Here is a 13,417-nt window from a genome sequence, read left to right as displayed (position 1 = left end):
GGCGCCCTCCCCGATCGGGAGGACGCCCACCGTTTCGTGTGCGTACGGCGTCAGCGGCCGGACATGACCTCGCGCATCAGGCGCGCGGTCTCCGACGGCGTCTTGCCGACCTTGACCCCGGCCGCCTCCAGCGCCGCCTTCTTCGCGTCGGCGGTGCCGGACGAGCCCGAGATGATCGCGCCCGCGTGGCCCATGGTCTTGCCGGGCGGGGCGGTGAAGCCGGCGATGTAGCCGACGACCGGCTTGGTCACGTGGTTCTTGATGAACTCGGCCGCGCGCTCCTCGGCGTCGCCGCCGATCTCACCGATCATGACGATGGCCTCGGTCTCCGGGTCGTCCTGGAAGGCCGCGAGCGCGTCGATGTGGGTGGTGCCGATGATCGGGTCGCCGCCGATGCCCACGGCGGTCGAGAAGCCGATGTCCCGCAGCTCGTACATGAGCTGGTAGGTCAGCGTGCCGGACTTCGACACCAGGCCGATGCGGCCCGAGCCGGAGATGTCGGCCGGGATGATGCCGGCGTTGCTGGCGCCCGGGGACGCGACGCCGGGGCAGTTCGGCCCGATGATCCGGGTCTTGTTGCCGGTCTCGACGGCGTGCGCCCAGAAGGCGGCGGTGTCGTGCACCGGCACGCCCTCGGTGATCACGACGGCCAGGCCGATGCCCGCGTCGATCGCCTCGACGACGGCGTCCTTGGTGAACGCCGGCGGCACGAAGATGACCGTGACGTCCGCGCCGGTCTCCTTCATCGCGTCGGCGACCGAGCCGAACACCGGCACCGCGGTGCCGTCGAAGTCGACCGAGGTGCCCGCCTTGCGCGGGTTCACGCCGCCCACGATCTGGGTGCCCGCGGCCAGCATGCGCCGGGTGTGCTTGGAGCCCTCGGAGCCGGTCATGCCCTGGACGATGACCTTGGAGTCCTTGGTGAGCCAGATAGCCATGTCTATGTCACTTCCCAGCCGCAGCGAGCTCGGCGGCGCGCTTGGCGGCGCCGTCCATGGTGTCCACCCGCTGCACGAGCGGGTTGTTCGCGCTGTCGAGGATCGCGCGACCGGCCTCGGCGTTGTTGCCGTCGAGGCGTACGACCAGCGGCTTGGTCACCGTCTCGCCGCGGCTGTCCAGCATGGCCAGCGCCTGCACGATGCCGTTGGCGACCGCGTCGCACGCGGTGATGCCGCCGAAGACGTTGACGAACACGCTCTTCACGGCCGGGTCCGACAGCACGATCTCCAGACCGTTCGCCATCACCTCGGCCGACGCGCCGCCGCCGATGTCGAGGAAGTTCGCGGGCTTGACCCCGCCGAACTGCTCACCGGCGTACGCGACCACGTCGAGCGTGGACATGACCAGGCCCGCGCCGTTGCCGATGATGCCGACCTCGCCGTCGAGCTTGACGTAGTTGAGGTCCTTGGCCTTGGCGGCCTGCTCCAGCGGGTCGACGGCGGCCTTGTCCTCCAGCGCCTCGTGGTCGGCGTGGCGGAAGCCGGCGTTCTCGTCCAGCGTCACCTTCGCGTCCAGGCACAGCACCTTGCCGGAGCTGATCTTCGCGAGCGGGTTGACCTCGACCAGGGTCGCGTCCTCGGCCCGGAAGGTCTGCCACAGCTTGATGGCGATGTCCACGACCTGGTCGGCGACCTCGGCCGGGAAGTGGCCGGCGGCGACGATCTCGCGGGCCAGCGCCTCGTCGACGCCGCGGTTGGCGTCGATCGCGATCTTCGCGACCTTCTCCGGCTGCTCCTCGGCGACGGTCTCGATCTCCATGCCGCCGGCGACGCTGGCGATGCACAGGAAGGTGCGGTTCGCCCGGTCCAGCAGGTAGGAGAAGTAGTACTCCTCGACGATGTCGGCGGTCTCGGCCAGCATCACCTTGTGGACCGTGTGGCCCTTGATGTCCATGCCGAGGATGTCGTTCGCGCGGTCGTACGCCTCAGTCGCGTCGGCGGCGAGCTTGACGCCACCGGCCTTGCCGCGTCCGCCGACCTTCACCTGCGCCTTGACGACGACCCGGCCGCCCAGTCGCTCGGCGATCGCGCGGGCCTCCTCCGGGGTCTCGGCGACGCCACCGGCGAGCACGGGCAGGCCGTGCTTTTCGAAGACATCGCGCCCCTGGTACTCGTACAGGTCCACCGATACCTCTTCGTGTGTCCAGCCCATGGCGTCGCGGGCTGGACGCCCGCTGCGACGCGTAGGGACCATTGCCCATCCTCCGCTGGCTGGGCCTTCCGCGCAGCCTAACGGTCGGTCAGCGCAACGTATCGGCACGACCGCCCGGTGTGCCCAACTGCACACCCCCTCCGCGCCCGGGACGGGCGGCTCGACGGCCGCCCGTCCCGGGTCCCCGCTCAGGCGGACGTCTCGACCGGCACCCGGCCGGCGGACTGGTAGCGCAGCGCGGCCAGCAGGTCGGCGTGGGTGCCCGGTGCCGCGGCGATCGGCACGTGGATGTTGGTGCCCAGCTTCTTCATGCGCCGCTTCTGCGCGACGGCGACACCCGCCCGGCTCCCCGCGTCGCCCTGCTTGGCGAGGTTGAACTGGGGTTCGATGCGGGCGTCGCGGGGTTTCACGCACAGCTGCGGGCCGTGCCAGTTCCGCACGTACACCGATTCGACGTCCGCCCACGGCAGGTGCAGCACCCGGGCCTTGTCGAGGAAGGGCCGCACGTACACCCCGTCGGCGTCGGCGGCGAGCTGCACCGGGCGCAGCTGGCGCACGACGGAGAACGGCAGCCAGGCCAGCAGGCCCAGCAGGAGCACCAGCACCGCGCCGCCGAGCAGGCCGCTGTTCATGTCGCCGTACTTGCGGCTGTGCACCGTCTCCGCCGAGTGCATCAGCAGGTAGATCCCTGCGGGCACCAGGAAGAGGACGAGCAGTGCCATCATGACGAGCTCGCCGCGGCGGTGGGCCAGCAGATGCCGCCCGGCACCGGAGAGCTGGACCGTCACCGGCAGGCCGGCCGGGATGAGCTGCCGGATGGTCGGCGCGGGGGCGGGCGTGCCCGCTGGAATGTCAGGGCTGGTCATGGCGCGTGAACCTAGCAGCCCGTCACTCTTTTCGGTGACCCCGCGAATGCCCGTAACCCCGGGCTCGGGGCCTCGTTGAGTCTGATGTCAGAGAGCTGAGGCCGGAACGGCCGAGGCAGGATGACACAAACGGCCGATGCCCTGTCGGTCGAGGGGTGGCGGCGGGGCATCGTGCATAGAGGAGCCGGACGTGTGAGGGGTGCGTCCGGCTCCTCCCTTTTTGCGTATCCGCAACTCACGCACCCCCGAGCCGTTCCGGCGCGGGGGTGCGGATGTCTTCAGGGGTGGACGGTCAGGCAGGCTGCGCGGTCGCCACATTGGCCCGCACCCAGTCCACGATCGCGTGCGTGGTCGCCCCGGGCGTGAACACCTTGGCCACCCCGAGTCGCTCCAGCTCGGGAATGTCCGCGTCGGGGATGATGCCGCCGCCGAACACCACCATGTCGCCGGCGCCGCGCTCGCGCAGCAGCTCGACCACGCGCGGGAAGAGGGTCATGTGCGCGCCGGACAGCACGGACAGGCCGACGGCGTCGGCGTCCTCCTGGATCGCGGTCTCCACGATCTGCTCGGCGGTCTGGTGCAGGCCGGTGTAGATGACCTCCATGCCCGCGTCGCGCAGGGCTCTGGCCACCACCTTCGCGCCGCGGTCGTGCCCGTCGAGCCCGGGCTTGGCGACGACCACGCGAATACGAGTGCCCATCAGTGCTCACCTCTCCGCCGTACTGACCTTAACGAACGGTAACCCACCCACCGACGGTCACTGCCAGCGGTCCAGCGGTCTCCGTCCGCGACACCTATATATACGCGCCGCCCGGTGGCCCATTACGCAGCGTATGTATCGCATATCCGGACAATTAATGGCGCTATCGGGCATTACGGGCCGGACAGTCGCACTCATAGCGAAGAGATGCCGTACAGGAGCTTGTGCCTACCCCTACGGGTTGGTTAAGTTGTGCCGCAGTGCCAACCAGAGTGCCATCCAAAAGTGGGTGACAGAGCGTCGGAGTCCGCGGCGCCACCGATGACGGAGGCTGTACGTGCAATACAGGCCAACACTGTTACGGGAGGGTGACCGCTACCGCGGCCGCCGACGGGCTCCCGCCCCGCCCCGGAGCAGATACCTCGCCGTGGTCACGACTGCTTTCGTAGGTGCCGGGGTTGTCGCTTTCGGCGCCGGAGCCGGCATCAAGGACGCGAAGACCGACGCTCTCGTCGGCGAGACCGCCGCCTCCGAGCTCAGCAGCGCCCGCCTGGAGGCCGCCGAGCGTGCCGGCCGCGGCGAGGACCGCTCGCTGTCCACCTCGATCGCGCAGTCCCCGAACGCCTGGGTCCTGCCGAACCACGACTACCGCCTGACCTCCCTGTTCGGTCAGCGCTGGGGCAAGGCGCACAAGGGCGTCGACATCGCGGTCCCCGAGGGCACCCCGGTCGCCGCGATGCACGAGGGCATCATCGTGCTGGCCTCATACAACGGCGGCTACGGCAACCAGGTGATCATCGACCACGGCAACGGCATCAAGACCACCTACGGTCACAACAGCCAGCTCAGGGTCAAGGTAGGCCAGCGGGTGAAGGCGGGCGACATCATCGCCATCTCCGGCAGCACCGGTCACTCCACCGGCCCGCACGTCCACCTCGAGATCCACGTCAACGACGTGGCCGTGAACCCCCTCCCGTGGGCCAAGGCACACGGCGTCGACCTCGAATTGGAGATCGAACAGGCCTACGACGGCTCGGTGAGCTGATTTTCCTCCGCAAAGCCGCCCGGTATCGCCAGATCCGGGCGGCTTTGTCGTATTCGAACACCTCGGCCGGTGGCCCCGGTCACCCGAATCCGGTGGCGCAGGTCACTCGCCCCTGACGGGACTCAGGGTCGGTGCGAGGACGTAAAAGGTACATAACTCCCGAGTGCTACCTGCCCGGATGTCCGTTCCGGCTTTTGGCCGGGCTGGCCATACCTGCTTTGACCAGGCAACATAGCTCGAGCCCGTGTCAACGTAGACCCGGAGGTTCCCACCTCATGCAAGGCAGCAGTACCGACATCCTCAAGGCAGCCCGCGCCAAGTTCGACGTGGTGAACGACAAGATCCGTAGCGGCCTTCGCGGCCGCTCGCGTCATGTCGTGGCCATCGCGGCGATGGCCGGCATCGCGTCTGTAGGCCTGGTCGCAGCCAACATCGACAACGGACCCACCGAGGTCACCCCCGTGGCGGCGACGTCCACGGTCAACCGGGAGGCGGCCGCCGACCGCGCGGACCGCGCCGCGCGTGCCACCGCCAAGACCCAGCTCGCCGCGCCCAAGGCGGCGCCGAAGGCCGCGCCCAAGGCGATCGCCCCCAAGGCGGTCCAGCCCGCGCAGGCCAAGGCGAAGGCCGGCACCTCCGTGCCCAAGGCCGCGCCGAAGGCCGCCGCACCGGTCAAGGTCCGCCCCGTCTGGGGCAGCCCGATGCCGGGCGCGCAGGTCACCTCCTGCTTCGGTCAGCGCTGGGGCGTCCTGCACGCCGGCGTCGACCTCGCCGAGCCCGCCGGCACCCCGATCCGCGCGGTCGGCCCCGGCACCGTGTTCAGCAACGGCTGGGCCTACAGCGGCTACGGCATCTCCGTGGTCATCGACCACGGCGACGGCTACTTCACCCACTACGCCCACATGAGCCGCGACGCGGTGCAGATCGGCCAGAAGGTGAAGGCCGGCGACCTGCTCGGCTACGAGGGCTCCACCGGCGACTCCACCGGCCCCCACCTGCACTTCGAGGTGCACAAGGGCATGTGGAACCAGATCGAGCCGAGCGCGTGGCTGAAGTCGCGCGGCGTGCCGATCAACTGCTGACCCAGCCCACCCATCCCGGACGCCGGTGCGCGCCCACGCGCGCACCGCGTCCCCCCAGCGGTAACCCCCTCCCCCGAATACGTGTGGCCCGGATCGCGAGATCCGGGCCACACGTGTATCGATGAAAATGGTGATCGCCGTTCGGTCGAATTGTGCGCTCCGACCGCACCAGCTGACCCGAAACAGCGATCTTCCCCGAGGCCGCCGCGGTCGGCGCGCCCTGGAGCCGCCGAACAGGCCGGCGGCGGGCCGGGTCAGATCTTCTCGATCGGGGCGTGGCGCAGGACCAGCCAGAGCACCTGGTCCCCGAAGTCGACCTGGACCTGCGCGCGGGCTCCGGCACCCTGCACCGCCAGCACCCGGCCCAGGCCGTAGCGCTGGTGGTTGACCCGGTCGCCGGCCGACAGCGACGGCGCTGCGGCCAGATCGCTTGCCGTGGCCAGCTTGCTCGGGTCGATGCCGATCTTGCTGGCGAGTGCCGCGGCGCGGGCGGTGCCGCCGACGAAACTGCCGCTCCCCCGCTCCTGGGCCCGCTCCCGGCCGCCGATGCCGCCGCCGCGCGAACCCCAGGAGGTGTACGCCCCCTCGGTGCGGTGCCAGTCGAGCAGCTCCGGCGGCAGCTCCTCCAGGAAGCGCGAGGCCGGGTTGTACTGCGGCTGCCCCCAGGCCGAGCGGGTCACCGCCCGGGACAGGTAGAGCCGTCGCCGGGCGCGGGTGATGCCGACGTAGGCCAGCCGCCGCTCCTCCTCCAACTCCTTGACCTCGCCCAGCGAGCGCAGGTGCGGGAAGACCCCGTCCTCCAGGCCGGTCAGGAAGACCACCGGGAACTCCAGGCCCTTGGCCGTGTGCAGGGTCATCAGCGTGACCACGCCCTGGTGCTCCGGATCGTCGGAGGGCACCTGGTCGGCGTCGGCGACCAGCGCGACCTGCTCCAGGAACCCGGCCAGGGTCGGCGTCTCGTCGGCCGCCGCGGTGCGCTCGGCGTACTCCCGGGCCACGCTGACGAGTTCCTGGAGGTTCTCCACCCGGCCCTCGTCCTGCGGGTCGAGGCTCGCCTCCAGCTCCGACAGCAGGCCGGACTCGGTGAGCAGCAGCTCCAGCACCTGCTCCGGCGGCGCGGTGCGGGCCAGCTCACGGGCGGAGTCCATCATCGTGAGGAACTCGCCGATCGAGTTGACCGCGCGGGTCGAGATGCCCGGCGCGTCCGCGGCCCGGCGCAGCGCGGCTCCGAAGGAGACCCGGTCGCGGGCGGCCAGCGCCTCCACCACGGCCTCGGCGCGGTCGCCGAGCCCGCGCTTGGGCGTGTTGATGATCCGGCGCATGCTGACCGCGTCGTCCTCGTTGGACACCGCGCGCAGGTAGGCCAGCGCGTCGCGGACCTCCTTGCGCTCGTAGAAGCGCACCCCGCCGACGACCTTGTAGGGCAGGCCCAGCCGGATGAAGATGTCCTCGAAGACCCGGGACTGCGCGTTGGTGCGGTAGAACACGGCGACGTCGCCCGGCCGGGCCGACTCGGCGTCGGTGAGCCGGTCGATCTCGCGGGCCACCCAGTCGGCCTCGGCGTGCTCGTTGTCGGCGACGTAGCCGACGATCTGCTCGCCCGCGCCCTGGTCGCTCCACAGCCGCTTGGGCTTGCGGTCGCTGTTGCGGTCGATGACCGAGTTGGCGGCGGACAGGATGGTCTGCGTCGAGCGGTAGTTCTGCTCCAGCAGGATGGTGCGGGCCTGCGGGTAGTCGCGCTCGAACTCCAGGATGTTGCGGATCGTCGCGCCGCGGAACGCGTAGATCGACTGGTCGGCGTCACCCACCACGCACAGCTCGCCGGTGTCCCCGACCAGCTCCTTGACCAGCACGTACTGCGCGTGGTTGGTGTCCTGGTACTCGTCGACCAGCACGTGCCGGAAGCGCCGCCGGTATTTCTCGGTCACCTCGGGCTTGGCCTGCAGCAGGTGAACGGTGCGCATGATGATGTCGTCGAAGTCGAGCGCCTGGGCCTGCTGGAGACGCTGCTGGTAGAGCGTGTACGCCTCGGCGAGCACCCGCTCGGCGGGCCCGTGCGGCGTGAACGCCTCGGGGTCGACCAGCTCGTTCTTCAGATTCGACACCTGCGCGGCGAGGCTGCGCGGCGGGTAGCGTTTGGGGTCGAGGTCCAGCTCGCGCGCGACCAGTTGCATCAGCCGGCGCGAGTCGTCCGCGTCGTAGATGGAGAAGGACGACTTGAGGCCGGCGTGCTCGTGCTCCGCACGCAGGATGCGCAGGCACGCCGAGTGGAACGTGGAGACCCACATCATCCGGGCCCGGTTGCCGACCTGCGCCGCGACTCGTTCCCGCAGCTCGCCGGCGGCCTTGTTGGTGAACGTGATGGCCAGGATCTCGCCGGGGTGCACACCCCGGGCGGCCAGCAGGTAGGCGATGCGCTGGGTGAGCACGCGCGTCTTGCCGGAGCCCGCGCCCGCGACGATGAGCAGCGGCGTGCCCTCGTGGGTGACGGCCGCCCGCTGGGGCTCGTTGAGGCCCTCCAGGAGCGCCGCGATGCGCGGGCCGGACTCGGTGGGGGCGCGGTCGCCCTGGGACGGCCAGGAGCCGCCGGAGGCCTTCTCGGCGGGCGGTTTCGCGGTGGCGGGCCTGGCCCCGGGCGTCGTCTCGGACGGCGTCATCTCGGGGAGATCGAAGAGCGCATGCATCGTCTGGAGAGTCTATGCGCCCCCACCGACATCGACCCAGCCCGCCACCGGTGAGCGTGAAACCGGTCCGTAGCGAGACGGTCGTGCAGGTGTCACCGATGGGCGGTGGCGCGGCGGATACGCATACGCAAGGATGCCTTCATAAATCATCGCGCACCCCCGCGCGATGCCGACTCTGGAGGCCCCCCATGAATCACCCCCGTTCTCGGGGCTGGGCAGGCACGATGCGGCACCTGGCGCTACCGGCGCTGGCGCTGGCCGTGGTGGCGACGATCCCGCTGAGCAGCGGATCGAGCGCCTCTTCTTCTTCCACCCCGGCGTGGAACCCCCTCACGCCCGTGTCGGTGAACATGGCCGCGGCGGCTCCGGCCGACCACACGGCATACGGCAACCTTCTCGCGTTCAACGACTTCCACGGCGCGATCGACCCGCCGACCGGCAGCGGCGCGGCGGTGCTGGGCACCCCCGCGGGCGGTGTCGAATACCTGGCCCACTGGGTCAAGAAGCTGCGCGCCGAGGGCGAGGCGGCCGGCCAGGAGGTCGTGACCGTCGGCGCGGGCGACATGATCGGCGCCACCCCGCTGGTCAGCGCGGCGTTCCACGACGAGCCCAGCATCGAGCTGCTCAGCGAGCTCGGCCTGGACGTCACCTCGGTCGGCAACCACGAGTTCGACGAAGGCGTCACCGAGCTCAAGCGCATGCAGCACGGCGGCTGCCACCCGGTCGAGGGCTGCTTCGCCGGCGACGGCTTCGACGGCGCGGAGTTCCAGTACCTCGCCGCGAACGTCACCGACAAGCGGACCAAGCTGCCCATCCTGCCGCCGGTCGACGTGAAGATCATCGACGGTGTGCCGGTCGGCTTCATCGGCATGACGCTGGAGGGCACCCCGGGCATCGTGAACCCGGCGGGCATCACCACGGTCGACTTCCGCGACGAGGTCGAGACCGCGAACCTGTGGAGCGGCCTGCTCCGCCTGCTCGGCGTCAAGGCGCAGGTGCTGCTGCTGCACGAGGGCGGCCAGCAGGGTGCCACCGGCAACGTCTCCACCTGTGACGGGTTCACCGGCGTGATCTCTCCGATCGTGGCCGGCCTGCGCGACGAGATCGGCGTCGTGGTCTCCGGCCACACGCACCGCTTCTACTCGTGCTCGCTGCCCAACAAGTCGGGCAAGCCCGTCGTCGTCACCAGCGCCGGCACCAACGGCCAGCTGGTCACCGACATCACGCTGACGATGGACCGGCGCAGCCGCACCTTCACCTCGATCGAGGCGCACAACGTCGTGACCGAGAACGGTGTGCGCAACGCCGACGGCACCTGGCAGACCACCGCGCCGGGCGTGTTCGTGCGCAACCCCGCGCTGGTCGACCCGGCCGCCAAGGTGATCGCGGACAAGTACCGCACCGCCGTGGCGCCGCTGGCCAACCGGGTCGTCGGCAGCGTCTCCGCCGACATCGTGCGCGACGTGCAGCCCAGCGGCGAGAGCCCGCTCGGCGACGTCATCGCCGACGCCCAGCTGGCCTACACCGCCTCCGCCGGGGCGCAGCTCGCGCTGATGAACCCGGGCGGCATCCGGGCCGCGATCACCTACGCGAACTCGCCCGGCGGCGAGGCCCCCGGCCAGGTCACGTACGGCGAGGCGTTCACCGTCCAGCCGTTCAACAACCTGGTGGTGACCTACTCGCTGACCGGGGCGCAGCTCGACGCGGTGCTGGAGCAGCAGTTCGCCGGCCACGCCGGGCAGAACACCACCAAGATCCTTCAGATCTCGGCGGGCTTCGCGTACTCGTACGACAGCACCCTGCCGCTCGGCAGCCGGGTCTCCGGCCTGACGCTGAACGGCACGCCGATCGACCCGGCGGCGACCTACAAGGTCACCACGAACGACTTCCTGGCCAACGGCGGCGACAACTTCACGGCGCTGACCGCGGGGACGGGCCGGGTCTACGCGCCCGGTTTCGACGTCGACGCGCTGGTGGCGTACCTGGCCGCGGGCCCGGTCAACCCGGGGCCGGCCAACCGCATCACCAAGCTCGGCTGAGCGCGGCGCGGATAGATCAAGGTCTCACATGATGGTCGACGTGCTTGCGCGGCGAGGTATCCGTGGCATACTTGGCAACGTGATCAACCAGGCGTTCTACTTTACCTATGGCTCCGGGAACCCGGCAGTCGTAGGTCGCGCCTGAGCACACAGACCTCACGAAAGCCCCGGGCTCCCAGAGCCCGGGGCTTTCGCCTTTGTCCCGGCCACTGGTGAGCGACAATCCCACTGAGGAGTCCCACATGAGCGCCATCGCCCACGAGACCGGCACCACCGCGCCTGAGGCAGCCACCGAGATCACCTCGATGCGGGAGCGCATCGACCAGATCGACGCCGCCCTCATCGCGCTGTGGAAGGAGCGTGCCGCGATCTCGCAGCAGGTCGGCAAGACCCGCGTCGCCTCCGGCGGCACCCGCCTGGTGCTCAGCCGCGAGCGCGAGATCATGGACCGCTTCCGCGCCGAACTCGGCCCCGACGGCACCCAGCTGGCCCTCCTCATCCTCCGCGCCGGCCGCGGCCCCCTGTAACCAACAGCCGCCACCACCCCGCCACCCGCAGCCGTAGCTCCCAGGCGGTCGCAACTCTTAAAGAGTCGCGGTCATCAGCACCGGCCTTAGCCGCGACTCTTTAAGAGTTGCGGCAGGTGGGGCGGGTGGGGCGGACGGTGGTCGGCGGCTGCGGTGGCGGTGAGGCGCACATGCACAGGGCACCGCCCGCTACGCGGACGGTGCCCTGCTCTATGTTGACCCGGTGGCGGGCGGTCCGGCCGGAGGCTCAACCCCACCTGACCGTTCGCCACCGGGAGACACTCCTACCCCGCGTGCACCACGTCCTTCTCCTGCGCGAAGTGGCACGCGCTCGGGTGCGCGGAAGTGGGGCGGATCTGCAGCAGCGGCGGCTCCGTCGCACAGATCTCCTGGGCCTTCCAGCACCGGGTGCGGAAACGGCAGCCCGACGGCGGGTTGGCCGGCGACGGGACGTCGCCCTCCAGCCGGATGACCGCCTTGTGCTGACGCACCGTCGGGTCCGGCACCGGCACCGCGGACAGCAGAGCCTGCGTGTACGGGTGCGTCGGCCGCGTGTAGATGTCGTCGTCCGTGCCGACCTCGACCATCTTGCCGAGGTACATCACACCGACCCGGTCGGCGATGTGGCGCACCACCGACAGGTCGTGGGCGATGAAGATGTACGACAGGTTGAAGTCCTTCTGGAGCTGGTCCAGCAGGTTCATGACCTGCGCCTGGATCGACACGTCGAGTGCCGACACGGGCTCGTCGCAGACGATGACCTCCGGCTTGAGCGCCAGGGCCCGGGCGATGCCGATGCGCTGGCGCTGGCCGCCGGAGAACTGGTGCGGGTACCGGTTGATGTGCTCGGGGTTGAGACCGACCACGTCGAGCAGTTCCTGCACCTTGCGCCGCCGGTCGCCCTTGGGCGCGGCGTCGGGGTGGATCTCGAAAGGCTCCCCGACGATGTCGCCCACGGTCATCCGCGGGTTGAGCGAGGTGTACGGGTCCTGCATGACGAGCTGGATGTTGCGGCGCAGCTTGCGCTGCTCCGCCGGGCTGAGCCGCAGCACGTCCCGGCCCTGGTAGCGCACCTCGCCCGAGGTCGGCTTCTCCAGGTTCATCAGCAGCTTGGCCAGCGTCGACTTGCCGCAGCCCGACTCGCCGACGATGCCCAGGGTCTCACCCTTGTGCAGGTCGAGCGAGACGCCGTCGACCGCCTTGATCTGCCCGATGGTGCGCTTGAAGACGATGCCCTGGCGGATCGGGAAGTGCTTGACCAGGTCGCGTACTTCGAGGATCACTTCACTCACGGCCGTACAGCTCCTCTGCGAAGTGACAGGCACTGGACCGGACGCCACCCAGCTCGATCAGCGCGGGACGCTCGGTCGAGCAGATGTCCTTCGCCATCCGGCACCGCGGGTGGAACGCGCAGCCCGAGGGGATGCGCAGCAGGTTGGGCGGCAGGCCCTTGATGGTGTTGAGCTCCTGGCCCTTGAGGTCCAGTCGCGGCAGCGAGTCCAGCAGGGCCATCGTGTACGGGTGGCAGGGCTTGCCGTACAGCGCGTGCACGTCGGCCTGCTCCACGATCCGGCCCGCGTACATGACCGCGATCCGGTCCGCGACGTCGGCGACCACGCCGAGGTCGTGGGTGATCAGGATCATGCCCATGTTCCGGTCGCGGCGGATCTCCGCCAGCAGGTCCATGATCTGGGCCTGCACCGTCACGTCGAGCGCCGTGGTGGGCTCGTCCGCGATCAGCACCTCGGGGTCCAGCGCCAGCGCCATGGCGATCATGACGCGCTGGCGCATGCCGCCGGAGAACTGGTGCGGGAAGTCCTTCAGGCGCGTCTTCGCCGCCGGGATCTTCACCAGGTCCAGCAGCTCCGCGGCGCGCTTGTACCCGTCGGCGCGGCTCATGCCCCGCCGCTTGCGGAACAGCTCGGCGATCTGGAACCCGACCGTGAAGACCGGGTTCAGCGCCGAGAGCGCGTCCTGGAACACCATCGCGATGCCCTCGCCACGGACCAGCCGGCGCTCGTCCTTGCCCATGGTGAGCAGGTCCTTGCCGCGGAAGCGGATGGAGCCGCCCGTCACGAAGCCCGGCGGGGTGTCGAGGATGCCCATGATGGTCTGCGCCGTGACGCTCTTGCCGGACCCGGACTCGCCGAGCACCGCCAGCGTCTCACCCGCGTCCACGTGGTACGACACTCCGTTGATCACCTTCGCGACGCCGTCGCGGGTGCGGAACTCCACGTGGAGGTTCTCGACCTCGAGCAGGTGGCCGCCGGAGCGGCCGTCGACGCCCTGTACCGGCGCCGTCTTCACCTTGATGTCACTCACG

Annotated in this window: 11 protein-coding genes; 4 read left to right on the top strand and 7 right to left on the bottom strand. The window is 70.1% G+C overall.

All coding sequences use genetic code 11. The features are described from left to right. Nucleotides 1-50: 50 nt before the first annotated feature. The 4 genes from sucD to ACFQO7_RS12220 form a co-directional block, all read right to left on the bottom strand. Complete coding sequence (sucD, locus tag ACFQO7_RS12235; RefSeq protein ID WP_360521836.1) at nucleotides 51-938, bottom strand: succinate--CoA ligase subunit alpha; 888 nt, start codon at nucleotides 936-938, stop codon at nucleotides 51-53. Between the two features lie 7 nt (nucleotides 939-945). Further along, a complete protein-coding gene (gene sucC / locus ACFQO7_RS12230) occupies nucleotides 946-2,124 on the bottom strand; it encodes an ADP-forming succinate--CoA ligase subunit beta (protein ID WP_376806590.1) in 1,179 nt (392 codons plus the stop codon). 215 nt (nucleotides 2,125-2,339) lie between these two features. Further along, on the bottom strand, nucleotides 2,340-3,017 hold the full coding sequence (locus ACFQO7_RS12225; RefSeq protein ID WP_376806477.1) for a hypothetical protein: 678 nt from the start codon (nucleotides 3,015-3,017) through the stop codon (nucleotides 2,340-2,342). A 292-nt stretch (nucleotides 3,018-3,309) separates the two neighbouring features. Beyond that, nucleotides 3,310-3,717 (bottom strand): cobalamin B12-binding domain-containing protein, encoded by a 408-nt coding sequence (locus ACFQO7_RS12220; RefSeq protein ID WP_120317046.1) that lies wholly within the window; start codon nucleotides 3,715-3,717, stop codon nucleotides 3,310-3,312. A gap of 427 nt (nucleotides 3,718-4,144) precedes the next feature. Here ACFQO7_RS12220 and ACFQO7_RS12215 point away from each other — a divergent pair, with 427 nt between their 5' ends. Together ACFQO7_RS12215 and ACFQO7_RS12210 are read left to right on the top strand one after the other, a co-directional pair. Next, entirely contained in the window at nucleotides 4,145-4,762 is a 618-nt protein-coding gene (locus tag ACFQO7_RS12215; RefSeq protein WP_376806476.1) for a M23 family metallopeptidase, read from the top strand. Between the two features lie 275 nt (nucleotides 4,763-5,037). Then, nucleotides 5,038-5,844, top strand: a complete 807-nt coding sequence (locus ACFQO7_RS12210; RefSeq protein ID WP_360521827.1) for a M23 family metallopeptidase — start codon at nucleotides 5,038-5,040, stop codon at nucleotides 5,842-5,844. 254 nt (nucleotides 5,845-6,098) lie between these two features. Here the strand turns inward: ACFQO7_RS12210 and pcrA are convergent, their stop codons facing one another. After that, nucleotides 6,099-8,528, bottom strand: a complete 2,430-nt coding sequence (gene pcrA, locus ACFQO7_RS12205) for a DNA helicase PcrA (RefSeq protein ID WP_376806475.1) — start codon at nucleotides 8,526-8,528, stop codon at nucleotides 6,099-6,101. 188 nt (nucleotides 8,529-8,716) lie between these two features. Here pcrA and ACFQO7_RS12200 point away from each other — a divergent pair, with 188 nt between their 5' ends. After that, nucleotides 8,717-10,567, top strand: coding sequence for a bifunctional metallophosphatase/5'-nucleotidase (locus ACFQO7_RS12200; protein WP_376806474.1), 1,851 nt, complete (start codon nucleotides 8,717-8,719; stop codon nucleotides 10,565-10,567). A gap of 209 nt (nucleotides 10,568-10,776) precedes the next feature. Next, entirely contained in the window at nucleotides 10,777-11,094 is a 318-nt protein-coding gene (locus ACFQO7_RS12195) for a chorismate mutase (RefSeq protein ID WP_275412097.1), read from the top strand. 284 nt (nucleotides 11,095-11,378) lie between these two features. Here the strand turns inward: ACFQO7_RS12195 and ACFQO7_RS12190 are convergent, their stop codons facing one another. Together ACFQO7_RS12190 and ACFQO7_RS12185 are read right to left on the bottom strand one after the other, a co-directional pair. Continuing rightward, on the bottom strand, nucleotides 11,379-12,386 hold the full coding sequence (locus ACFQO7_RS12190) for an ABC transporter ATP-binding protein (RefSeq protein ID WP_376806473.1): 1,008 nt from the start codon (nucleotides 12,384-12,386) through the stop codon (nucleotides 11,379-11,381). Next, entirely contained in the window at nucleotides 12,379-13,416 is a 1,038-nt protein-coding gene (locus tag ACFQO7_RS12185) for an ABC transporter ATP-binding protein (RefSeq protein ID WP_376806472.1), read from the bottom strand. Before ACFQO7_RS12185 ends, ACFQO7_RS12190 begins: the two co-directional genes overlap by 8 nt. Nucleotide 13,417 lies beyond the last annotated feature (1 nt).

This window comes from Catellatospora aurea, assembly GCF_042663325.1.
In the GTDB taxonomy this organism is placed as follows: domain Bacteria; phylum Actinomycetota; class Actinomycetes; order Mycobacteriales; family Micromonosporaceae; genus Catellatospora; species Catellatospora aurea.
This window is presented reverse-complemented; position numbering and strand designations above follow the sequence as displayed.

Bases quoted from the DNA above. Each gene is read 5' to 3' on its own strand.
- sucD (WP_360521836.1), bottom strand. From the start codon at position 938: ATGGCTATCTGGCTCACCAAGGACTCCAAGGTCATCGTCCAGGGCATG.
- ACFQO7_RS12225 (WP_376806477.1), bottom strand. From the start codon at position 3,017: ATGACCAGCCCTGACATTCCAGCGGGCACGCCCGCCCCCGCGCCGACC.
- ACFQO7_RS12220 (WP_120317046.1), bottom strand. From the start codon at position 3,717: ATGGGCACTCGTATTCGCGTGGTCGTCGCCAAGCCCGGGCTCGACGGG.
- ACFQO7_RS12210 (WP_360521827.1), top strand. From the start codon at position 5,038: ATGCAAGGCAGCAGTACCGACATCCTCAAGGCAGCCCGCGCCAAGTTC.
- pcrA (WP_376806475.1), bottom strand. From the start codon at position 8,528: ATGCATGCGCTCTTCGATCTCCCCGAGATGACGCCGTCCGAGACGACG.
- ACFQO7_RS12200 (WP_376806474.1), top strand. From the start codon at position 8,717: ATGAATCACCCCCGTTCTCGGGGCTGGGCAGGCACGATGCGGCACCTG.